This window comes from Rhodococcus sp. NPDC006774 (assembly GCF_040636045.1).
GTDB lineage: Bacteria > Actinomycetota > Actinomycetes > Mycobacteriales > Mycobacteriaceae > Rhodococcoides.
In genome coordinates this window covers 1-22,503 of the sequence record NZ_JBEYIW010000016.1, presented here as the reverse complement: position 1 = coordinate 22,503, position 22,503 = coordinate 1, and the positions used below count along the sequence as shown (strand labels likewise).

General features: G+C 65.3%; 21 protein-coding genes. 14 read left to right on the top strand and 7 right to left on the bottom strand.

Features of this window, described 5'->3' with window-relative positions; translation table 11 throughout:
• Positions 1-28 precede the first annotated feature (28 nt).
• The gene (locus ABZ677_RS20905; RefSeq protein ID WP_082323634.1) at positions 29-3,823 is read left to right on the top strand and encodes a multifunctional oxoglutarate decarboxylase/oxoglutarate dehydrogenase thiamine pyrophosphate-binding subunit/dihydrolipoyllysine-residue succinyltransferase subunit; all 3,795 of its coding nucleotides are present in this window, start codon (positions 29-31) and stop codon (positions 3,821-3,823) included.
• A 217-nt stretch (positions 3,824-4,040) separates the two neighbouring features.
• Here ABZ677_RS20905 and ABZ677_RS20900 read toward each other — a convergent pair whose 3' ends face one another.
• Positions 4,041-4,700 carry a TetR/AcrR family transcriptional regulator gene (locus tag ABZ677_RS20900; RefSeq protein WP_094633848.1) on the bottom strand — a complete coding sequence of 220 codons (660 nt, stop codon included), beginning with the start codon at positions 4,698-4,700 and terminating at the stop codon, positions 4,041-4,043.
• A 69-nt stretch (positions 4,701-4,769) separates the two neighbouring features.
• On the opposite strand from ABZ677_RS20900, the gene ABZ677_RS20895 reads away from it, so the two are divergent.
• From ABZ677_RS20895 to ABZ677_RS20885, 3 genes are read left to right on the top strand one after another with little or no spacing between them, the layout of a single operon-like run.
• Positions 4,770-6,341: an NAD(P)/FAD-dependent oxidoreductase gene (locus ABZ677_RS20895; RefSeq protein WP_037191600.1), complete on the top strand. Its 1,572-nt coding sequence runs from the start codon at positions 4,770-4,772 to the stop codon at positions 6,339-6,341.
• Positions 6,338-7,171, top strand: a complete 834-nt coding sequence (locus ABZ677_RS20890; protein ID WP_358372791.1) for an SDR family NAD(P)-dependent oxidoreductase — start codon at positions 6,338-6,340, stop codon at positions 7,169-7,171. Before ABZ677_RS20895 ends, ABZ677_RS20890 begins: the two co-directional genes overlap by 4 nt.
• 12 nt (positions 7,172-7,183) lie before the next feature.
• Positions 7,184-8,140 carry an alpha/beta hydrolase gene (locus tag ABZ677_RS20885; RefSeq protein WP_358372788.1) on the top strand — a complete coding sequence of 319 codons (957 nt, stop codon included), beginning with the start codon at positions 7,184-7,186 and terminating at the stop codon, positions 8,138-8,140.
• Here ABZ677_RS20885 and ABZ677_RS20880 read toward each other — a convergent pair.
• Entirely contained in the window at positions 8,096-8,989 is an 894-nt protein-coding gene (locus ABZ677_RS20880) for a glycine betaine ABC transporter substrate-binding protein (protein ID WP_358372785.1), read from the bottom strand. The genes ABZ677_RS20885 and ABZ677_RS20880 overlap by 45 nt on opposite strands.
• A 208-nt stretch (positions 8,990-9,197) precedes the next feature.
• On the opposite strand from ABZ677_RS20880, the gene ABZ677_RS20875 reads away from it, so the two are divergent.
• The 4 genes from ABZ677_RS20875 to ABZ677_RS20860 are packed head-to-tail and all read left to right on the top strand — an operon-like array spanning position 9,198 to position 12,674.
• Positions 9,198-10,172, top strand: coding sequence for an ABC transporter substrate-binding protein (locus ABZ677_RS20875; protein WP_094633974.1), 975 nt, complete (start codon positions 9,198-9,200; stop codon positions 10,170-10,172).
• On the top strand, positions 10,172-11,323 hold the full coding sequence (locus tag ABZ677_RS20870) for an ATP-binding cassette domain-containing protein (protein ID WP_358372781.1): 1,152 nt from the start codon (positions 10,172-10,174) through the stop codon (positions 11,321-11,323). The genes ABZ677_RS20875 and ABZ677_RS20870 overlap by 1 nt, the downstream gene beginning before the upstream one ends.
• A complete protein-coding gene (locus ABZ677_RS20865) occupies positions 11,320-11,985 on the top strand; it encodes an ABC transporter permease (protein WP_094633851.1) in 666 nt (221 codons plus the stop codon). The genes ABZ677_RS20870 and ABZ677_RS20865 overlap by 4 nt, the downstream gene beginning before the upstream one ends.
• Positions 11,982-12,674 carry an ABC transporter permease gene (locus ABZ677_RS20860; RefSeq protein WP_358372778.1) on the top strand — a complete coding sequence of 231 codons (693 nt, stop codon included), beginning with the start codon at positions 11,982-11,984 and terminating at the stop codon, positions 12,672-12,674. Before ABZ677_RS20865 ends, ABZ677_RS20860 begins: the two co-directional genes overlap by 4 nt.
• 78 nt (positions 12,675-12,752) lie before the next feature.
• Here ABZ677_RS20860 and ABZ677_RS20855 read toward each other — a convergent pair whose 3' ends face one another.
• From ABZ677_RS20855 to ABZ677_RS20840, 4 genes are all read right to left on the bottom strand, one after another.
• Positions 12,753-13,958 carry an NADP-dependent malic enzyme gene (locus ABZ677_RS20855; RefSeq protein WP_094741313.1) on the bottom strand — a complete coding sequence of 402 codons (1,206 nt, stop codon included), beginning with the start codon at positions 13,956-13,958 and terminating at the stop codon, positions 12,753-12,755.
• Positions 13,959-14,210: 252 nt separating this feature from the next.
• Positions 14,211-14,498, bottom strand: coding sequence for a hypothetical protein (locus ABZ677_RS20850; RefSeq protein ID WP_094633853.1), 288 nt, complete (start codon positions 14,496-14,498; stop codon positions 14,211-14,213).
• Positions 14,495-15,109, bottom strand: a complete 615-nt coding sequence (locus ABZ677_RS20845) for a MarC family protein (protein WP_094633854.1) — start codon at positions 15,107-15,109, stop codon at positions 14,495-14,497. The genes ABZ677_RS20850 and ABZ677_RS20845 overlap by 4 nt, the downstream gene beginning before the upstream one ends.
• Positions 15,106-15,942, bottom strand: coding sequence for a PHP domain-containing protein (locus tag ABZ677_RS20840; RefSeq protein WP_358372774.1), 837 nt, complete (start codon positions 15,940-15,942; stop codon positions 15,106-15,108). Before ABZ677_RS20840 ends, ABZ677_RS20845 begins: the two co-directional genes overlap by 4 nt.
• A gap of 57 nt (positions 15,943-15,999) precedes the next feature.
• Between ABZ677_RS20840 and ABZ677_RS20835 the strand changes: the two genes are divergently transcribed.
• Entirely contained in the window at positions 16,000-17,088 is a 1,089-nt protein-coding gene (locus tag ABZ677_RS20835; RefSeq protein ID WP_037191578.1) for a magnesium and cobalt transport protein CorA, read from the top strand.
• A 138-nt stretch (positions 17,089-17,226) separates the two neighbouring features.
• Positions 17,227-18,195, top strand: a complete 969-nt coding sequence (locus ABZ677_RS20830; protein ID WP_358372771.1) for a lipase — start codon at positions 17,227-17,229, stop codon at positions 18,193-18,195.
• A 7-nt stretch (positions 18,196-18,202) separates the two neighbouring features.
• Here the strand turns inward: ABZ677_RS20830 and ABZ677_RS20825 are convergent, their stop codons facing one another.
• Positions 18,203-18,796: a suppressor of fused domain protein gene (locus tag ABZ677_RS20825; protein WP_358372768.1), complete on the bottom strand. Its 594-nt coding sequence runs from the start codon at positions 18,794-18,796 to the stop codon at positions 18,203-18,205.
• Between the two features lie 70 nt (positions 18,797-18,866).
• Between ABZ677_RS20825 and ABZ677_RS20820 the strand changes: the two genes are divergently transcribed.
• From ABZ677_RS20820 to ABZ677_RS20805, 4 genes are all read left to right on the top strand, one after another.
• Positions 18,867-19,583: a metallophosphoesterase gene (locus tag ABZ677_RS20820; protein WP_358372766.1), complete on the top strand. Its 717-nt coding sequence runs from the start codon at positions 18,867-18,869 to the stop codon at positions 19,581-19,583.
• Positions 19,573-20,436: a hypothetical protein gene (locus ABZ677_RS20815; protein WP_037191576.1), complete on the top strand. Its 864-nt coding sequence runs from the start codon at positions 19,573-19,575 to the stop codon at positions 20,434-20,436. Before ABZ677_RS20820 ends, ABZ677_RS20815 begins: the two co-directional genes overlap by 11 nt.
• Before the next feature lie 111 nt (positions 20,437-20,547).
• Positions 20,548-22,002: an MFS transporter gene (locus tag ABZ677_RS20810; RefSeq protein WP_358372763.1), complete on the top strand. Its 1,455-nt coding sequence runs from the start codon at positions 20,548-20,550 to the stop codon at positions 22,000-22,002.
• Positions 22,003-22,174: 172 nt separating this feature from the next.
• The gene (locus ABZ677_RS20805; protein ID WP_037191572.1) at positions 22,175-22,459 is read left to right on the top strand and encodes a hypothetical protein; all 285 of its coding nucleotides are present in this window, start codon (positions 22,175-22,177) and stop codon (positions 22,457-22,459) included.
• Positions 22,460-22,503 lie beyond the last annotated feature (44 nt).

Here is a 22,503-nt window from a genome sequence, read left to right as displayed (position 1 = left end):
GAAGACAGAAACGAGGCGAACTACTGCCGTGAGCAGCAGCTCTACTACCCAATTCGGACAAAATCAATGGCTGGTCGACGAGATGTACCAGCGATTCAAGCAGGACCCTTCATCCGTCGACGCGAGCTGGCACGAGTTTCTGACCGGTTACGACCCCGATGCCGTGACCGACGAGACCGCCGGATCCAACGGTGCGGCCGGCAACGGCGCAGCCTCGAACGGTAGCTCCACCAAGTCCGCGCCTCCCGCAGCTCCCGCGCCACCAGCCAAGCCGGCCGCCTCTGCTCCCGACAAGACCGACGCGCCGAAGGCCGCAGCACCCAAGGCCGCCGCTCCCAAGGCCGAGGCCTCGAAGCCCGCCGCTGCCGCCAAGCCTGCCGAGAAGAAGGCAGCGCCTGCGAAGTCCGCTCCCGCAAAGCCCGCCGCAGCCGAGTTCGGTGAAGAGTCGAGCAAGATTCTGCGCGGCGCTGCCGCAGCGGTGGCGAAGAACATGTCCGCCTCGTTGCAGATTCCGACCGCGACCAGCGTGCGTGCAATCCCGGCCAAGCTCATGGTCGACAACCGCCTCGTGATCAACAACCATCTCGCTCGCACCCGCGGCGGCAAGATCTCGTTCACGCACCTGCTCGGCTACGCCATCGTGCAGGCCGTCAAGGCGTTCCCGAACATGAACCGCCACTTCGCCGAGGTCGACGGCAAGCCGAACGCCGTCACTCCGGCAGCGATCAACCTCGGTCTCGCGATCGACCTGCCCGGCAAGGACGGCAACCGTTCCCTCGTCGTCGCGGCCATCAAGAACACGCAGGACTTCACGTTCACGCAGTTCTACAACGCGTACGAGGACATCGTGCGTCGTGCTCGCGACGGCAAGCTCACCGGTGAGGACTTCCAGGGCGTCACCATCTCGCTGACCAACCCCGGTGGAATCGGAACCGTGCACTCGGTGCCGCGTCTGATGAACGGCCAGGGAGCCATCATCGGTGCAGGTGCCATGGAGTACCCGGCAGAGTTCCAGGGAGCCAGTGACGAGCGTCTCGCCGAGTTCGGCGTCGGCAAGCTCATGACGCTGACCTCGACGTACGACCACCGCATCATTCAGGGTGCAGAGTCGGGCGACTTCCTCAAGACGATCCACAACCTGCTGATCAGCGACGAGTTCTACGACGAGCTGTTCCACTCGCTCAAGATCCCCTACGAGCCGATTCGCTGGCGCAAGGATCTGCCCGAGGGCACGGTCGACAAGAACACTCGCGTGCTCGAACTCATCGCGGCGTACCGCAACCGCGGTCACCTGATGGCCGACACCGATCCGTTGCAGTTCACCAAGGACAAGTTCCGGATGCACCCGGACCTCGACGTGATCAGCCACGACCTCACGCTGTGGGATCTCGACCGCGAATTCAAGGTCGGCGGATTCCACGGCAAGGACAAGATGAAGCTGCGGGACGTGCTCAGCGTTCTGCGTGACTCGTACTGCCGCCACGTGGGCGTCGAGTACACCCACATCCTCGAGACCGAGCAGGTCACCTGGTTGCAGGAGCGCGTCGAGGCCAAGCACGTCAAACCGACTGTGGCGCAACAGAAGTACATCCTGAGCAAGCTCAACGCAGCCGAGGCGTTCGAGACGTTCCTGCAGACCAAGTACGTCGGGCAGAAGCGCTTCTCGCTCGAAGGTGCCGAGTCGGTCATCCCGATGATGGACTCCGTCATCGACCAGAGCGCCGAGTACGCCCTCGACGAGGTCGTCATCGGTATGCCGCACCGCGGCCGACTGAACGTGCTCGCCAACATCGTCGGCAAGCCCTACTCGAAGATCTTCACCGAGTTCGAGGGCAACATGAACCCGGCCGCCGCACACGGCTCCGGCGACGTGAAGTACCACCTCGGTGCCGAGGGCACGTACATCCAGATGTTCGGTGACAACGACATCAAGGTCTCGCTCACCGCGAACCCGTCGCACCTCGAAGCCGTCGACCCGGTTCTCGAAGGCCTCGTCCGCGCCAAGCAGGACCTGCTGGACAAGGGCACCGGCCAGGGCGGCTACTCCGTCCTGCCGCTGATGCTGCACGGAGACGCTGCATTCGCAGGCCAGGGCGTGGTCGCCGAGACGTTGAACCTGTCCGATCTGCGGGGCTACCGCACCGGCGGCACCGTGCACATCGTCGTCAACAACCAGGTCGGCTTCACCACGTCACCGGAGTTCTCGCGTTCGTCCGAGTACTGCACCGATGTGGCGAAGATGATCGCCGCGCCGATCTTCCACGTCAACGGCGACGACCCCGAGGCCTGCGCCTGGGTGGCTCAGCTGGCGGTGGACTTCCGTCAGAAGTTCCACAAGGACGTCGTCATCGACATGATCTGCTACCGCCGTCGCGGCCACAACGAGGGTGACGACCCCTCGATGACGCAGCCGGCGATGTACGACGTCATCGACACCAAGCGCAGCGTCCGCAAGAGCTACACCGAATCGCTCATCGGCCGTGGAGACATCTCGCTCAAGGAAGCCGAGGACGCACTCCGCGACTACCAGGGCCAGCTCGAACGCGTCTTCAACGAGGTACGCGAACTCGAGAAGTACACCCCGGAGCCCAGCGAATCGGTCGAACTCGACCAGCAGTTGCCTGCCAAGCTCACCACGGCCGTCGACAAGGCCGTGCTGCACCGCATCGGCGATGCGCACCTCGACGTTCCCGACGGGTTCAACGTGCACCCGCGCGTCAAGCCGGTGCTCGAGAAGCGGCGCGAGATGGCGCACGAGGGCAAGGTCGACTGGGCCTTCGGCGAACTGTTGGCGCTCGGATCGTTGGTCGACGAGGGACGCAACATCCGCTTCTCCGGCCAGGACACCCGCCGCGGCACGTTCACCCAGCGTCACTCGGTGATCATCGACCGCAAGACCGGTGCCGAGTACACGCCGCTGCAGAACATCGGCAGCGACAACCCCGGCAAGTTCATGGTCTACGACTCCGCGCTCAGCGAGTTCGCAGCCGTCGGCTTCGAGTACGGCTACTCGGTGGGCAACCCGGACGCACTGGTGATGTGGGAAGCGCAGTTCGGCGACTTCGTCAACGGCGCGCAGTCCATCATCGACGAGTTCATCTCGTCCGGTGAAGCCAAGTGGGGCCAGCTCTCCGACGTCGTGCTGCTCCTGCCGCACGGCCACGAAGGCCAGGGTCCCGACCACACGTCCGGACGCATCGAACGCTTCCTGACACTGTGCGCCGAGGGCTCGATGACCGTCGCACTCCCCTCGACCCCCGCGAACTACTTCCACCTGCTGCGCAGGCACGCGCGTGACGGCATCCGTCGCCCGCTGATCGTCTTCACCCCGAAGTCGATGCTGCGCAACAAGGCAGCAGTGAGCAACATCGAGGACTTCACGGACGGCAAGTTCCACTCGGTGTTCGACGAGCCCACCTACGACACCGGCACCGGTGACCGCAGTGCGGTCAAGCGAGTGCTGATGGTCAGCGGCAAGCTCTACTACGAACTGCTCGCTCGCAAGCAGAAGGACAACCGCGACGACGTCGCGATCGTTCGCGTCGAGCAGCTCTACCCCGTGCCGGTCCGCCGCATCAGGGAAGCACTCGAAAGCTACCCGAACGCAACGGAATTCCGTTGGGTTCAGGAAGAGCCTGCGAACCAGGGTGCCTGGCCGTTCTTCGGTCTCGCACTGCCCGAGCTCATGCCCGAGAAGCTGGTCGGCATCAAGCGCATCTCGCGTCGCGCAATGTCCGCCCCGTCGTCTGGCTCGAGCAAGGTGCACGCAGTCGAGCAACTCGAAATCATCGACGAGGCCTTCAACGCAGTCGGCGAAGGCTAGAAACACTCGATAACAACAGCGGCCCACTTCTTCGGAAGTGGGCCGCTGTTGTCGTTGCTGGGCTCCCCGTTCCGCGTCAATGGACCATTGCATACGTCTGAGCAGTGCAACGGTCCATTCACGCAGAGTCAGCGGCTGCGTGAATGGACCCCTGCATACGTCTGAGGAGTGCAAGGGTCCATTGACGCGTGCGGGGGCGGGGGGCGGGCGGGCGCGCTCAGGTCTCAGGCGTCGGCGTCGCGTCGGCTCCCAGGAGCGCGGAGATCATGCCCGGTGCCAGTGCGACGGCGGGCAGGGCGTTGACGTTGAGGTCGATCAGTTCGTCGCGGCTCAGTTCGGGCGCGGTGAGCCAATTGATGGTCGTTTCCTCGACGAATGCGATCCAGCCGCGGACGGCCAACACGATGGTGGGGGTGACCTCGATGTCGAGTCCCCCGAGTTGCGCGACGGTTCGCTCGGCCATCGCCGAGCGGGTGTCCTCGAACACCGCGCGCATCTGTGGGTCGCCACTGGGGGTGCCGCGCAGGAGCGAGACGTACATCTGCCGCTTGTCGGTGACGTAATCGACGTAGTTCGCGATGGAATCGCGCAGAATCTCGTACGGTGGCAGCGACGGATCGGGTGCGGTGCGCTCGAGCATGACGCGCGAGGATTCACGCACGATCTCGAGGTGGAATTCCTGCTTGGAGGCGAAGTAGTGGAACAGAAGGCCTCGGGAGACGCCTGCTTGGTCTGCGATGTCCTCGACGGAGATCTGTTCGAGGGGGCGGTCGGCGAGCATCTCGGTGCCGAGGTCGATCAGTTGCGCTCGTCGTTGCTGCGGACTGAGTCTGGTCCTCTTCGTTGTCGATGTGCCGGGGCTGTTCACGAACGCCATGCAACCACCCTACTGAATGTTAGTCAATAACTATTGACTCACACTCAATAAGCTTCTACGCTCCCCTACATGAGTCTTCCCGTAACAGATACTTCGGACCGTGCAACGACGCCGCGTCACGTCGATACGCTGATCATCGGCAGCGGATTCGCCGGCCTCGGTGCCGCGATCAAGCTGACGAAGGCAGGCAAGAAGGACTTCGTCGTCATCGAACGCGGCCACGACGTCGGCGGCACCTGGCGCGACAACACCTACCCCGGTGCCGCCTGCGACGTGCCGTCGCACCTGTACTCCTACTCGTTCGCGCTGAACCCGGACTGGACGCGCTCGTTCTCGACGCAGCCCGAGATCCAGAAGTACATCGCCGGGGTGGCGCGCAAGTACGGCGTCATGGACAAGCACGTGTTCGGTACGGATGTGACCTCGGCACGCTGGAACGCCGAGACGAGCCGCTGGGATGTCGAGACCACCACCGGCAACTACACCGCCAAGATCGTCGTCTCGGCCGTCGGCGCGCTGTGTGAGCCGAACCTGCCCGACATCAAGGGAATTCACGACTTCAAGGGCGACGTCTTCCATTCGGCTCAGTGGAATCACGACGTCTCGCTCGCAGGCAAGCGCGTCGCCGTCATCGGGACCGGCGCGTCGGCGATCCAGATCGTGCCCGCCATCGCAGGCCAGGTGGAGCACCTGGACGTGTACCAGCGCACCGCGCCGTGGATCCTGCCCCGCGCGGACCGCCCGTACACCAAGCTCGAGCGCTTCGCCTTCAAGCACGTTCCCGGTTTCCAGCGCCTCTCCCGCACCGGCATCTACGCGATGCGCGAGACCCAGGTCGTCGGGCTGGCCAAGGCCCCGGCCTTCATGAAGCCGCTGCAATGGGCGTCGGAGAATCACCTGCGCACCCAGATCAAGGACAAGGCGTTGCGCGCCAAAGTCACCCCGAACTTCCGCATCGGCTGCAAGCGCATGTTGATCTCGAACGCGTACTACCCGGCACTCGCTCAGAGCAACGTCGACCTCGTCACCGACGGCATCGCCGAGGTACGCGAAGGATCGATCGTCACCAAGGACGGCACCGAGCGCCCGATCGATGCGCTCGTCGTCGCCACCGGATTCCACGTCACCGACTCCCCCGCATACCACGGCATCACCGGCAAGGACGGCCGCACATTGGCCCAAACCTTCGAGGACGGTGGACAGCAGGGTTACAAGGGCGCGGCCGTCGCGAACTTCCCCAACATGTTCTTCCTGGTGGGCCCCAACACCGGTCTGGGCCACACGTCGATGGTGTTCATGATCGAGTCGCAGATCAACTACCTGGTCGACGCGTTGAACACGATCGACAAGCACGACATCGGCACCATCGAGGTGCGCAAGGACGTGCAGGACGAGTACAACGTGACGCTGCAGGATCAGCTCGCCAAGAGCGTCTGGATGAACGGCGGGTGCGCCAGCTGGTACCTCGACAAGCACGGCAACAACACGACGCTGTGGCCGGGCTTCACCTTCGAGTTCCGCAGAATCACCAGGAACTTCGATCTCGATGCGTACCGTAGCGTCGCTACCGCAGACCTGCCCTCCGGATCGTCGGCGAACAACTCCGCCGGCAACAACACAGACAAGGTGTCCGCACGATGAGCACATTCACAGGCAAGGTGGCCGTCGTCACCGGCGCGGGCTCGGGAATCGGCCGCGCGCTGGCCCTCGAACTGGCCGGACGCGGAGCGAAGTTGGCTCTGTCCGACGTCGACACCGCCGGACTCGACGAGACCGTTCGACGGGTCGAGGCGTTGGGTGCCGAGGTCAAATCGGATTTCTTGGACGTTTCCCAGCGCGAGACCGTGCTGGATTACGCCGAGGCCGTCGTCGCGCATTTCGGCAAGGTCAACCAGATCTACAACAACGCCGGTATCGCCTACCACGGTGACGTCGACAAGTCCTCGTTCAAGGACATCGAGCGCATCGTCGACGTCGACTTCTGGGGAGTCGTCAACGGCACCAAGGCATTTCTGCCGCTCATCCAGGCCTCCGGCGACGGACACATCATCAACATCTCCAGCCTCTTCGGCCTGTTGGCAATGCCGTCGCAGTCCGCGTACAACGCGGCGAAGTTCGCCGTCCGCGGGTTCAGCGAATCGTTGCGGATGGAGATGCTGATCGCCAAGGCTCCGGTGAAGGTGACCGTGGTGCACCCCGGTGGCATCAAGACCGCCATCGCCCGCAACGCCACCGTCGCAGAGAACTTCGATCAGGCCGACGTGGCCAAGTTCTTCGACAGCAAGCTCGCCAAGACCACCCCGATCGACGCGGCGAAGACCATCCTCAAGGGCGTCGAGAAGGGCAAGGGGCGGGTGCTCATCGGGTCCGACGCCATTGCGCTCGATCTGCTGCAGCGCATCACCGGTTCGCGATACCAAGGCCTGATCGCCGCAGTGTCCAAGCGTGCCATGCCACGCTCCAAGAAGTAGGCGGGTCGCATCGTGAAGTCCTTCTACGTTCCCCTGCCGATCGTCGCGGCCGCTCTGAAGCCGTTCTATCGCGTCGCGCTGAATTCGCGCTTCTCGTTCCGCACGCAGCGGCTGATCCTCGAAGCCGGGGCTCCGCTGCAGACGCTCCCGCACGGAACCGTCGCGCAGAAGTTGACGCTCGCCGGGCGTCGGGCAGAGCGCATCACCGTCGGGGCGACCGAACGCGACACCGCGATTCTGTACCTGCACGGCGGCGCGTACACGATCGGTTCGATCAACACGCATCGGTCACTGGCCGCACATCTGGCCCGGGAATCGGCCAGCGCGGTCTACGTGCTCGACTACCGGTTGGCCCCGGAGAATCCGTACCCGGCAGGTCTGGACGATGCCGTGGCGGCGTTCCGCGAGCTGGTCCGAGTGCACGGATTCACTGCGGACCGTATCGCCATCGCAGGCGATTCGGCGGGTGGAGGTCTGACGGTGGCCACCGCCCGACGTCTGGTGGACGACGGCACCAGCCCGGCCGCCCTCGGCCTGATCTCGCCGTGGGTCGATCCCGGTGCGCGCGACGCAGCCAAGGACCGCGATCTCGTGGTCAACACCGGGTGGTCGTACAGCTCGGCCGACGCCTATCTGGGCGCAGGCGACCCACTGGACCAGGGTTTCGCCCCACTGTTGGGAAATCTGGACGGGTTGCCCCCGATCGTCATGCACGTCGGTACCGACGAGGTGTTGTACGCGCAGATCACCGCGTTCGCGGACAAGCTGCGACTGTCGGGTGTCGAGCTCGAACACGTGGAATACAAGAAGCTCTGGCACGTGGCCCATCTGCAGGCATCGATCCTGCGGGAGGCGGCCCAGGCCGTCCATCACATGGGCTCGTACCTGGGCCGCAAGGTCAGGGCAACGCAGACGAGCTCAGTGTCACAGGTTGCGCTCACCGAGCCAGCGGCCGGCGACCTCGCCTGACGGAACACCACTACGGACCTCGCCGATCATGTCGGCGAGGTCCGCAGTCGTCAGCTCCCCCGCCACCACCGAGAACGACCTCAGAGCGCTCTCGCTGAGCACTCCGTCGACGTAGAGCGGAACCACGTTCTGCGCCGGGTACACATGATCGTCGTCGGGCAGCGTGGTCAGATCCTTCGCCGACGGGCCGAACGACGCGGTGCGAATCGCGAGCGCGGCCACCGCACCGGAATTCAGGTCGTCGACCGCGAACTGTGCGTCCGGGTACACCATGAACTCGGAGAAACCGGCCCCGGTGAAAGAGGGACTTCCCACGCCTTCCGAGATCACGTCCATCGGATGTACCTGCCCCTCGACCGTCCCCACCGTTGCTTCGTTTCGACGCAGAAAGTCCGTCACCGTTTCCCCGTCGGCTGCCGACGTGCCAGGAGCCACCGCGATGGCAAGTCGGTCCTCGGCGGTGGCGTAGTCCCCCACCGACAACCCGGCAGGTAGTGATCGGTTCAGTTCCGTGTACACGTCCTCGGCCTCGGTTGCCGCCGACAGAGTGTCGAACGTGCGCAACAGCTCTCCGGTCAGGTCGGGAACCATCGTCACCTCACCGCGGTCCAGCGCCGCGAGGTAGTCGGCCCGATCTCCCAGGTCTTCCTTCACCTGGACGTCCGCTCCCGTCGACCGCAGTCCCCCGGCGTAGATCTGCGCGAGCAGCCGCGAAAGATCCGAGCTGCCCGATCCGACGACGACGGGCACGGCAGCAGGGTCGGTCGACGCGCCGGCACTGCAACCACCGACCAGTCCAGCGATCGACATCACCACGGCCGCTGCCAGAACCGACGATCGCACTGTCATTTTCTCCTGTTCACTGCCCGGGTGGTTTACCGATCTCGGCCGCGGGGCACTAGTGCGAACGAGACGGTAGTCGAACCAACCTTATGGGCACGCTGGTTTCGACTACCATCCCGAGCAGCCCGAGTCCTGGTTCCTTCGATGCCCCCGCAGCGCGGGTGGGGTCGACAGGAGATGGGTAGGACTGTGCCCGAACCGATGGAAGGACACCATGACCACCTCCCGAATCACGCGCGCGTTCTCCGCTCCGAGGGCAGTGGCCGCCGTGGCCGCACTCGCTCTCTCGGTCACCGCTCTGACCGCCTGCGGCGGAAATTCGGATCCACTGTCCAGCGGGGGCGGCGAGAGCAACAGCGACACCAACTCGATCATCATCGGTTCGGCCAACTTCCCCGAGTCCGAGACCGTGGCGAACATCTACGCCGAGGCCCTGCGCGCCAACGGTTTCGAGGTGAGCACCAAGCTCAACATCGGCAGCCGTGAGGCCTACATTCCCGCAGTGCGAGACGGGTCGATCGACCTGATCCCCGATTACACCGGCAACCTGCTGCAGTACTTGGACGAATCCGCGACCGCCACGTCCTCCGAGGACGTCCTGGCCGCATTGCCTGCTGCACTGGGCGACGACCTCACCGTGACGGCGCAGGCACCGGGCGAGGACAAGGACGCCGTCGTCGTCACTCGCCAGACCGCCACCGAGCGCAACCTCACCACCATCGGCGACCTCGCCCCGTTCTCCTCCGAGGTGACCTTCGCCGGTACCCCGGAATTCCAGGAACGCGTCGGCGGCCTGCCCGGTCTGCGTGACAAGTACGGCCTGGACATCTCGCCCGGCAACTATATTCCGATCTCCGACGGCGGCGGCCCGGCCACGGTCGAGGCACTCGTCTCCGGACAGGTCGTCGCGGCGGACATCTTCACCACCGCGCCCTCGATCGCACAGAACGATCTTGTCGTCCTCGAGGACCCGGAGAACAATTTCGCTGCCCAGAACATCATTCCGGTGCTGCGTACGGCCAAGCAGTCCGACAAGCTCACCCAGGTTCTCGACGCGGTATCGGCACAGATCACCACCGAGGAGCTGATTGCGCTGAACACGCGAGTGTCCGGTGACGAGAAGGTCGAACCCGCGGCAGCAGCGGCGGATTGGGTCAAGGACAAGGGTCTGGACCAGCCGGTCAGCTGATGATCACTTTCGAGCAGGTCAACAAGACGTATCCGGACGGCACCACGGCCGTCGACTCGCTGGACCTGGTGATCGAGCCACACTCGTTCACCGTGTTCGTGGGGCCGTCCGGCTGCGGCAAGACCACGTCGATGCGAATGATCAACCGCATGATCACGCCCACCTCGGGCGTGATCACGGTCGACGGTCGCAACATCGCGGACATCGACGCGGTGAAGTTGCGCCGCGGCATCGGGTACGTCATTCAGAGTGCCGGGTTGTTGCCGCACCGCACCGTCGTCGACAACGTCGCCACGGTGCCGGTACTCAACGGAGAATCACGTCGCGCTGCGCGCAAGGCTGCACTCGACGTCCTCGAGCGCGTCGGCCTCGACCCGGCATTCGCCTCGCGCTACCCGGCGCAACTGTCCGGCGGGCAGCAACAGCGAGTGGGCGTGGCCCGGGCGCTGGCCGCCGACCCGCCGATCCTGCTGATGGACGAGCCCTTCAGCGCGGTGGACCCGGTGGTTCGTGAAGAACTGCAGATCGAGATGCTGCGACTGCAGGCCGATCTGAAGAAGACGATCGTGTTCGTCACCCACGACATCGACGAAGCCGTCCGGCTCGGCGATCGCATCGCGGTTTTCGGACCCCAGGGCCGATTGCAGCAGTACGACAAGCCGGAGACCGTACTCGCCGCCCCGGCAACGTCTTTCGTGGCGTCGTTCGTGGGCCGCGATCGCGGCTACCGTGGCCTGTCGTTTCGGTCGGCACAGGCGGTGACCATGCACCCGATCCACACGGCGACGCAGGACGAGATCCACGGCCTCCGACTGGACCAGGGGCAGTGGGTCCTCGTCGTCGACGAGCAGCGCCGTCCACTCGGGTGGATCGACGCGACCGGAGTCGAGAAGGTGCGCGACGGCCGGAGCATCGACGACAGCACGGCAGCGGGCGGCTCGCTGTTCCTCGAGGGTGGCGATCTGCGTCAGGCACTCGACGCGGCGATCTCCTCGCCCTCGGGAATCGGTGTCGCGGTCGATTCGGCCGGAGCGGCCGTGGGTAGCGTCGACGGCGCAGAGATCCTCGAACACCTTGCTGCACAACGTAAGTCGGAGGACTCCGAGCGCAACCGGCACCACTTCCTCGCCAGCGGGGACACCGAACAGTGACCTGGCTGCTGGACAACTTCGATGTGGTTCTCGGCTACACGAAAACGCACCTGTATCTCTCGCTCGTCCCGCTGCTGGTCGGGTTGCTCATTGCCATCCCGCTGGGCACCGTCATTCGAAACACTCGCTGGGTTCGTCGAATCACGTTGACGGTGGCCAGCATTGCGTTCACCCTTCCCTCGCTCGCGCTGTTCGTCACCATCCCCGCGGTGGTCGGGCTACCGGTGCTCGATCCGTTGAACGTCGTGATCGCCCTTGCGGTGTACTCGACCGCGCTACTGGTGCGCGCGGTGCCCGAGGCACTCGATTCGGTACCGTTCGCCGTGGTCGATTCCGCCGAGGCGATGGGCTATTCGTCGCTGCGGCGAGCAGTGACCGTCGAACTGCCACTGGCGCTTCCGGTGCTGATCGCCAACATCAGAGTCGTGGCGGTCACGAACATCTCGCTGGTGTCGGTGGGCTCGGTCATCGGTATCGGCGGTCTCGGCCAGCTGTTCACCCAGGGCTACCAGCGCGACTATCCCGACCAGATCTTCGCAGGCATCATCTCGATCGTGTTCCTGGCGTTGATCTTCGACGCGGCCCTGTACCTGCTGGGCCGTCGACTCACTCCGTGGACGCGGCTGAGCACGGGCTCGTCGAAGAAGAAGGCACGCGCATGAATCTCTTCTCCGAGGCGTTCTCGTACATTCTCGACGGCGGAAACTGGGCCGGTCCCACAGGAATCGGCACTCGACTGACCGAACACATGTGGTACAGCCTGTTGGCAGTGTTGCTCTCGGCTGCCGTCGCGGTTCCGGTCGGTCTGCTCATCGGTCACCTGCGCCGCGGTGAGGCCGTCGTCGTCGGGCTCGTCAACGCGCTGCGGTCGCTGCCGACCCTCGGCATTCTCGTGTTCCTGGTTCTGGTGATCGGATTGGGTCTGGTCCCACCGATCATCGCGTTGGTGCTGCTCGGCATTCCTCCGCTGTTGGCAGGCACGTACTCCGGTATCGCCAACGTCGACGCCAACGTCGTCGACGCCGCCCGGGCGATGGGGATGACCGAGACCCAAGTGCTGTTTCGGGTCGAGATCCCCAACGCTCTGCCTCTGATCCTCGGCGGGTTACGCAACACCACGCTGCAGATCATCGCCACCGCGACCATTGCGGCCTACGTCAACCTCGGTGGGCTCGGCCGCTACATCTTCGACGGACTCGCGCTCTACGACTACGGCCGCGTGCTGGTCGGCGCGATCCTGGTGGCTCTGCTGACCCTGATCGTCGACGGCCTTCTCGCCCTCGCGGTGTGGACGTCCGTTCCGGGAACCGGTCGCCTGCGGCGGATGCCGACCGGACTCGCGAAGGTCTGACTCGTCCCACGACGAAAGACACCGGCGAACCACAGGCCCGGGTGGGGGCCGGGTTCGCCGGTGTTTCTTTCCGTTTTCCTACGCGACGCCCTCGGCTCGCGCTGCTGCCGCAACTGCGTCCGCAACGGCCGGGGCGACACGAGGATCGAGCGGGCTGGGCACGATTTTGTCCGCAGCCAACTCGTCGCCGAGAACCGAGAGGATTGCCTCGGCAGCGGCGAGCTTCATGCCTTCGGTGATGCGACGGGCACCCGCGTCGAGCGCGCCCTTGAACACACCGGGGAAGGCGAGAACATTGTTGATCTGGTTCGGGAAGTCACTGCGTCCGGTCGCGACGATGGCGGCGTACTTCCTAGCAACCTCCGGATGGATCTCCGGATCCGGGTTGGACAGCGCGAACACGATGGAGTCCGCGGCCATCGAAGCGATGTAGCTCTCGTCGATCCTGCCCGCGGACAGACCGAGGAACACGTCGGCTCCGGCCAGGGCGTCGGCGGCTCCGCCTGCCAGCGCACGGGGGTTGGTACGCGCAGCGAGATCGGTCTTGACGCCGGTGAGATCCAGGCGATCGGAGGAGACGATCCCCTTCGAGTCCAGCACCACCACGTCCCGGATGCCGGCCAGAAGGAGCATGTTGGCGCACGCCACACCTGCTGCCCCGGCTCCGGAGATGACGACCTTCAGTTCGGAAGTGTTGCGGCCCTGCACCTTCGCGGCCCCGTTGAGCGCGGCGAGGACGACAATGGCGGTGCCGTGTTGGTCGTCGTGCATGACCGGGCACTCCAGCGCCTCGACGACGCGGCGTTCGATCTCGAAGCAGCGCGGCGCCGAGATGTCCTCGAGGTTGACGGCACCGAAGCTGTGGCGCAACCGCACGATGGTGTCGACGATCTCGTCGACGTCGTTGGTGTCGAGCACGATCGGGATGGAGTCGAGGCCCGCGAACTTCTTGAACAGTGCGGCCTTGCCTTCCATCACCGGCAACGATGCGCGAGGACCGATGTCGCCCAGGCCGAGCACTGCGGAGCCGTCGGAGATGACGGCGACGAGGCGATCGGTCCAGGTGTATCGCTTGGCCAGCGCGGGATCGGCGGCGATGGCGCGGCTGACCTGGGCCACTCCTGGGGTGTAGGCGATCGAGAGATCGCGCTGCGTGTCGAGCGGCGCTGCCAACTCGACCGACAGCTTGCCGCCGAGGTGCCCGGCGAAGATCTCCTCGTCGGTGATCGCTGCCGGCCCTGCCGGTGCGGTGTGTGTTGCTGCGGTGTCTTCGACTGCCGTCACGGTGAAAGCTCCTCGCACTGTCGACCTCGACCAGCAAGGCGACGAAATGTCAACGAAGTGAGTGGTGGAAATGAGGGCCGTCGGAGTGCGCCAGTGCTGGCTGCAAACTGCCGAGAGCGTGTCTCGCATGTGAGGCGGGTGTGCCTGCACGATCAGCGATGGGCTGTAGCCCTGTCGGTGCCCCAGTGTGCCACATCGCCACCCCACCTGACCACAGAGTCGAGAGCGGGCAGATTTATGCCACCACGGCTTCTACTGCCACCATTGTGTCCACAGGACGAGGCCGGTGACGACGAAGACCACGATCGCCCCGAGAACAGCCGAGAAACCGCGACGGTGATCGGCGATGCGCTGCGCGAACACGGCCACGACCGCGGCGACGATGTGCGCGGCGACCGAGACACCGCCCGGACCGGGGAAGCCGCGGGAGTGGCCCAGGTACTGCGTGACGGCGACGCCGATGGCGAGTACCACCAGTCCCGCGGTGACGATGCCGCTGAGCCCGCGCAGGAATCGGAGCCCGTACGACGCCCCGGTCATCCGCCGGCCACAAATCCGCGAACCGAATCCGCGATCAACTGCACCGCGATGGCGGCGAGCAACAGACCTGCGATGCGCGCCAACAGCGAGATGCCGCCCTCCCCGAGGAGCCGGATCAGCGCCGTCGAGAATCGCAGCACCAGGAAGAACAGAACGTGAATGGTGATGATGCCCAACGCAATTGCCAGGAACGAACCGACGTCACCGTCGGCCTGACTGACGTAGACGATCACCGCGGCAATGGCACCGGGGCCGGCCATCAGCGGAGTCCCCAGCGGCACGAGTGCCACGTTCACGTCCTCCGCGGCGGTGTCGCCGCCCGCACCCTTTCCGGTGAGCAGCGACAACGCGATGAGCAGCAGCAGCAACCCGCCTGCGCCCTGCAGTGCCGGGATGCCGATGTGCAAGTAGCTCAGGATCGCCTGACCGCCGATCGCGAACACCGAGATGACGGTCAGCGAGACCGCGGGTGCCTGCCACGCGGCCTTGTTGCGTGCTTCTTTGCTCTTGCGGCCCACCAGTGACAGGAACACCGGGATCGCGCCCGGTGGGTCCATGATGACGAACAGGGTGATCAACACGGTCAGGTAGAGCGTCACGTCGAATGTCATGGGAGTGCCGCCGCAATCAGACGGTCGTATTGTTCTGGGGCCGTGGTGTATTCGCCCAGCTTCACCGTCTTGTTGGTGCCGTGGTAGTCCGAGGATCCGGTGACGATCAGGTCCAGTTCGGCGGCGAGATCGGCCATCACCGCGGTGTCCTGCGGCGAGTGGTCCATGTGGTGCACTTCCACTCCCCCGAGACCGCGCGCTGCGAGTTCGCGAATGTGATCGAGGTCGAGGATGCGACCGCGGGCACGAGCTCTGGCGTGCGCGAGCACACTGACACCGCCTGCCGCGGCGATCATGTCCACCGCGACCTCGAGGGGGGTGTCGACCTTCTCGACGTAGTACTTGCCGCTCGTCGCCAACGGACCGGCGAACGCGGCATCCATGTTCGGAACGTAGCCGGCGTCGATCAGCGCGCGGCCCAGGTGCGGTCGTCCGGCAGCGTCTCCGGCCGAGGCCAGCACCGCGTCGGGGTCGATGGGCAGACCGTCCGCCGCCATCTTCTCGGCAATGGCACGCAATCGAGTGACCCGCTCGCCGCGCAACCGAGCGCGCTCGCCCGCGAACGCCTCGTTCGCGGGATCGAACAGATACGCGAGCAGGTGCACCGGAACCGGCTCGCCGTCCTCGCCTCGCCCGGTGCAGGAAAGTTCCATGCCGCGCACGAGCGTGAGACCGGGCGGCAGTGCCGAGGCCGCTTCGTCCCACCCCGAGGTGGTGTCGTGGTCGGTCAGAGCCACCACCGACAGTCCTGCCTCGGCTGCGGCGTGGACCAGCTCGGTCGGGCTGTCGGTGCCGTCGGACGCCGTCGAGTGGGTGTGGAGATCGATGAGCACCTGCACAGTGTTCCAGGCCCACTCTCTCGTCGTTTTGCTGGCGTACGATTGCCCGCCATGCCGTCCCTTCCACCACGCCCGTCGCTGCCGTCACTGCATCGACGATCGGCCAAGGCCGGTCCCGAGCCGACACCGCGGATTCCGGTGCCCACGGCCCGCGCGATCGTCGACTGCGCGGTCTACGTCGACGGTGCTCGACTTCCCGGCAGATTCACTCACACCTCGGCCATCGCAGAGGTGCGTGCCCGCGGCGAGGGATTCGTGTGGGTCGGTCTGCACGCACCCGACGAGCACCAGATGAGCGCGATCGCCCAGTGCTACGGCCTGCACGAGCTGATGGTCGAGGACACCGTCCACGCCCATCAGCGGCCCAAGCTCGAGCGCTACGACGACGTCGCGTTCCTGGTGCTGCGCACGGTGAAGTACGTCGAGCACGAGTCGGTGACGACCGCCAACGAGATCGTCGAGAGCGGCGAGATCATGGTGATGGTCGGCCGTGACTTCGTCATCACCGTCCGGCACGGAGAGCATTCGGGGTTGGCCGGCGTGCGTCAGCGCCTCGAAGCGAACCCCGAACAACTCGCCCTCGGCCCGTCGGCGGTCCTGCACGCGGTGGCCGACCACGTCGTCGACGAGTACCTCGCGGTGACCGACTCGATCGAGCGAGACGTCGACGGCATGGAGGAGGAAGTGTTCTCGCCGCATCACCACGTGCCCATCGAGAACATCTACCTCCTCAAGCGGGAGGTCGTCGAGCTTCGCCGATCGGTGACACCTCTGTCGACGCCGCTGGCGCGTCTGGTGCAGGAGCCGAGCGTCCCGAAGGCCGTGCGACGGTATCTGCGGGACGTGCAGGACCATCACACGACGGTCGCCGAACGCATCTCCGAGTACGACGAGGTGCTCAGCTCACTGGTCGACGCGGCGCTGGCGCGAGTGACGATGCAGCAGAACCTGGACATGCGCAAGATCTCGTCGTGGGTGGCGATCGCCGCTGTGCCGACGATGGTCGCGGGCATCTACGGGATGAACTTCGACAACATGCCCGAGCTGCACTGGACGTACGGCTACCACTTGATGGTCGCGGTCGTGTTGTGTGTCTGTATCGGACTGTGGCGGACGTTCCACAAGAACAACTGGCTCTAGGAGGTGGGCCCGGTTGGACGATGTCCAACCGAATCGAGCGGTCGTTGGTGATTGTCCCGACTGCTTCCACGTGACGAACCCACCGGTTCGTCCCGGATGAGACTGCAGAAGTCCTGCAGTGTCATCCGGAAGGGATCGATGAGAATCCGCTCGCTGGTACTGGCTTCGGCCGTGGCCATCATCTTTTCGTACGCCCAAGGGGCCGCGTCGGCTCAGCCGGTTCTCGCAGATCCAGCCGGCCCGCCGCTGACCGTCGCGAAGGCCGATCTCGACGAGGCCCTCACCTGCACCACCGATCTGCACGACGCCACCCGCGATCCGGTCCTGCTCACACCGGCCTTCGCCACCGATCAGCAGTCCTTCGGCTGGAACTACCTGCAGTCACTGCCGGCCGAAGGGATACCGGTGTGCAGCCTCTCCCTTCCCGACGAGGGGTACGGCGACCTGCAGATCGCCGCCCAGTACGTGGTGCACGCAGTCCGCACCATGGCCGCCGACAGCGGTCGCCAGGTCGTCATGATGGGCCACCAACACGGTCCACTGGACGAGCTCTGGGCGTTGACGTTCTGGCCGGACCTGCCCGCTCTGGTGTCGGATTTCGTCTCGCTCGCCACCCCGTACAACGGCACCGACTCGGCGCGCTCGGGATGCGACGACTCGCAGGAGTGCCCGCCGGCGAACTGGCAGATCGCCACCGGATCGAAATTCCTCACCGCGCTGGCGGCGCGTCCGTTGCCTGCGGGACCCAGTTACACCTCGATTTTCACGACATTCGACCAATTGATCTACCCGCAACCGCACGCGAGCACTCTGGCCGGAGCCGCGAACATCGCCGTCCAGGACATCTGTCCGCTGCGGCCCGTCGAACACTTCGACATCATCGGCGACAACGTCGCTTTTCATCTCGTCCTCGACGCGCTCGACCACGACGGACCTGCTGTGCGCGAGCGCATCTCGGACAACCTGTGTTTCAGCACCGCGATGCCGAACCTGCGCTACGACGCGCGTGCGGCGATCACCGGACTGAAGTATCTGGCCCAGGTACCTCGGCACCTGATCGACGATTCCGTCGGTGCCGAACCGGATTTGGCGTCCTACGCGCGGTGAGTGGGCGTCAAAGACTGGCCGCGGACCGATTCGGATCGCGCACGTCGATCCCTGCCTCGGTCCAGGCCTCTCGCAGGGCTGCGGCACCGCGTAACCGCACCCACGCGGCCTCGGTACCGGTCAACGGCACTGCGGCGAGGAAGCGAACCGGATCGTAGGGCTCGGGCAGCGTCAGATCGGCGATATCACTGGCTCCGAGCAGCACCGCGGTGAACGGCGCGTTGGTCCACAGCGGCTCGCCCAGGTCCAGCAGCGCATCCTCGACGAGAACGACGCCCTCCACCGCGGGAGAGGCAGCGAGCACGGCCAGGGACTTGTGCACGCCCGACGCCACGCCTGCCCCACCGCGAAGGGTGAGCACCAGTTCGGCGCGGGGGCCGCGCGAGGGATCTGCGACGAGTTCGTTGGGATCGGCCATGGGGTGACGAGAGCAGCCGAGACTGACGTACCGGACCACGTCGGAGTCCGCGCCGAATCTCAGCACGTCCAGCGACTCGAGGCCGAGGAAGGTCACCGACGCCGACGACGGATTCTCGTCGCCGATCTCGGTCACCAGATGTGCGCGTACCGCTGCAATGACACTGTCGCTCACCTGACCCATCCAACACCACCGATGCCCGAGAAGTCCGTTCGGAGGTACCACCGCACCGGAGGTGGGTACCGTCGTACCCGTGGTCTCCGTTCTCGCAGTCGCCGACGAAACGATCGAATCCCTGTGGAGTCCGCAGGTGAAGTCGCTCGGAGTCGACCTGATTCTCGGCGCGGGCGACCTTCCGTTCGATTATCTCGAGTACCTCACCGACGCGTTGAACGCACCGTGCGTGTTCGTGCCGGGCAATCACGACGCGGACCTCACCGGCTACTCGGCCGGACGTGCAGGCTGGATGCGCGCCGGGCTGCCCGCCACCTGGCCCGGACCGGTCGGTGCCGTCAACGTCGACCGTCGCATCGTGTCCGCGGCAGGCGTGCGGATCGCCGGTCTCGGCGGGTCCATCCGCTACAACGGTGGGCCCAATCAGTGGACCCAACGGCAGCAGCGACGGCGATCACGCACCCTGACCCGGACGTTCGCATGGCATCGCAATGTGCGCAAGGATCTTCGGCCCGTCGACATCCTGCTCACCCACAGTCCACCTCTGGGCGTCGGCGACGACACCGACCCCGCGCACATCGGCTTCGACTGCCTGGACGAGGTGGCGCGCCGACTGTCCCCACAGTTGTTGTTGCACGGCCACATTCATCCGCACGGTCACACCCCGGACGATCTGACCCTGCACGGCGCGACGGTGATCAACACCGTCGGATACACCCTTCTCGAGATCGAACCGGGCGGCGAGAGAACGGATTTCGAGACACCGAAGATCGTGAGGCGCAGACATGGCACGTGACACCGGATTCCCGGCCGCCGATGCGGAGAACGACTTCACCCGCCAGCGCCGACGCGCCGACGTCGCACGTCTGGTCGGGTGGCTGCGTCGTCAACCCGACGACGTCAACACCATCCTGCCGTTCGACGAGGTCGTTGCGGCCCTCGGCAAGGTGGGTGAGCGTCACCTCGGACTGCAGGTCATTCGCGTCGACACCATCGTCGGCAGCGTCGATCGCACACGCGACTTCGATCGCTTCTTCCGCCCGACATCGGCGCGCATCCGCGAACGTTGGCAGCGACTCGCGGCTGCTCAACGTCGCGGCGAAGCGATGCCGCCGATTCAGGTCTATCGCATCGGCGGAATGCACTTCGTCGTCGACGGCCATCACCGAGTCTCCATCGCATTCGCCATGCACCGAACGTCGATCGACGCCGTTGTCACCGAGATCATCACGCGCATCTCCCCCGAGGGCATCACCCGACGTGGCGATCTGCTGATCAAGGATCACCGGCGCATCTTCCTCAGTCGAGTGCCGTTGGTGGGCAAGGCACGCGAGGCCGTTCAGGTGACCGATCCGTTCGATTACGCCCAGCTGAGCGAATCGGTGGAGGCATGGGGCTTCCGGTTGATGCAGGAGGTCGGTGAATTCGTCGACCGCGGTACCGTCGCGCGACGTTGGTTCGGTGAGGAATACCTGCCGGTGGTGCGCATGGTGCGCGCGGCCGAAATCCTCGAAGACCGCACCGACGCCGAGGCGTACCTCTGGATGAGCCGGGAGCGTTACCGCCTGGTGCGCGAACACGTCTGGAACGACGAGATCGTCAGCGAACTGCGGCAGAAGGCGCTGGGTAAGCCCACCCGTCCGCAGTAACCCCGTTCTCGTTTCCGTAGTCGACCGATGTCTGGTAACTACTTAGATGCGTTCAACATTTTTGTTTTCACGCGATTGTGCACTTCCATCACGTAACGAGGTAGTTCGTTCATGTCCACCCGCCGCATTCTGCTGCCCGGACTCTGTTTCGTCGTCATGACCCTCGCCGTCCTGCAGACGATGGTCGTACCCATCGTGGGAACCATCGGCACCCAGCTCGGGGTCAGCACCACCGCAGCCGGCTGGGTACTGACGGCAAACCTCCTCGCCGCGGTGATCGCCACTCCCGTGATCGGACGGCTCGCCGACCTGCACGGCAAGCGTCCCGTCCTGGTCGGTGTCCTGACCGTGGTGCTCGCCGGATCGATGCTGGCCGCCCTGACGGATTCACTGCTGTGGCTGCTCGTCGGTCGGGTGTTGCAAGGCGTCTCGTACGCCCTGTTCCCCATCGCACTGGCCGTGCTGCGCGACGAGATGCCGCCCGCGAAACTGGTCGGGTCGATGGCAATCCTGTCCGGCACACTCGGTGTCGGCGGCGGGTTCGGACTGGTGTTGACCGGACTGCTGACCGCCAACGGTGCCGACTACCACCGCGTGTTCTGGCTCACTGTTGCGTTCGTCGTGGTCGCGCTCGCGATCGCCTGGTTCGGCGTTCCCTCGCGGCCGAGAACCAGCGGCGGCTCCGTCGACTGGTGGGGCGCTGCACTGCTCGCGGTGACTCTGCTTCTGCTGTTCCTCGCCCTGACCCAGGGCCGCACGTGGGGGTGGGGTTCGGTTGCCACCATCGGCTGCGCCGTCACCGGTGTGCTGGTGGGAACCATCTGGTGGGTCTTCGAGAACCGCACCGACGAACCCCTCGTCGCACCCCGCATGCTGACTCACGGGCCGTTGCTCGCCACCAACGTCGCCACGCTCTTCGTCGGCGTCGGGATGTTCGTCAATTTTCTCGCGTGCTCGTTCTTCGTGCAGACCCCCCGCGCGGTGGCAGGTTATGGCTTCACCGCCAACGTGCTCGAAGCGAGCGTCGTGTACCTCCTGCCCGGCGCGGCGGTGGGCGTGGTCGCGGCTGTCGTCAGTGGCCGTCTCATTCGGTCGTACGGACCTCGCCGGGTCCTGGTGGCGGGAGCGCTGATCGGCCTGATCGGGTTCGTGTTCGTCGCGCTCGCCCATGATCGGACCTGGCAACTGATCACCGCCGGTATCGTCATCAACCTGTTCGTCAGCCTCGCGTTCGCGGCCCTACCCAACCTGCTCATGGCCGAGGTCAGCGCAGCGGACACCGGAGTGGCGAACAGCGTCAACTCGATCGTGCGCACCGTCGGCACCTCGATCGCAAGTGCCACGCTCTCCACCGTGCTCGCCATGTTCACGATCGACGGAACGACCGTCGCCCGCGAAATCGTCTACACCGCGGCCTTCCTCACCGGTGCTGCAGCATGCGCCGTCGTCGCCCTTGCGGCCCTCGCCATCAAGAGCACCCCGCCGGATCGGGAATCGACCGTCGTTGCCGATTCCGAATCGACCGATGAGTCGGGGCCGAAGCTGGGAGCACTGCCAGGCGTCTGACGACAACCGACGACGACCGCACCGGTCCGACCAGGCCGGGAACAACGAAAACACCGGTCGTCGCCCTTGGGAGAACGCTCGTAATCTCCTGGGAGTCAGCCGTTTTCCCTGTCGCGGGCCCACCGTGTCGACCTAACGTCGGAGAAGTACGAACACCGACGAAAGGGAACACATGAACACCCGAAAGATTCTCACCCGCGCAGCAGTGACCGGGGCTCTGGTGGCCATTCCTCTGGTGGCGATGGCGGGCACCGCGTCGGCCGATCCGCTGTGGACCGATCGGGGCGACAACCACACCCGATACGACGACAACCGAAACGACCAACCGAACCAATTCGAGCTCCCCGAGCTGTTCCCCCAGGCACCGGCACCGCAGCTGCAGAACCCGGCACCGAACGTGGTGCCGTTCGACTTCTTCCAGGGCTACCAGCTGCCGAGCACCGGCTCTGCGTTCTGAGTGCTGCGCAGTGGTGTGGTCGAGTGCCCTCCAAGGCACTCGAC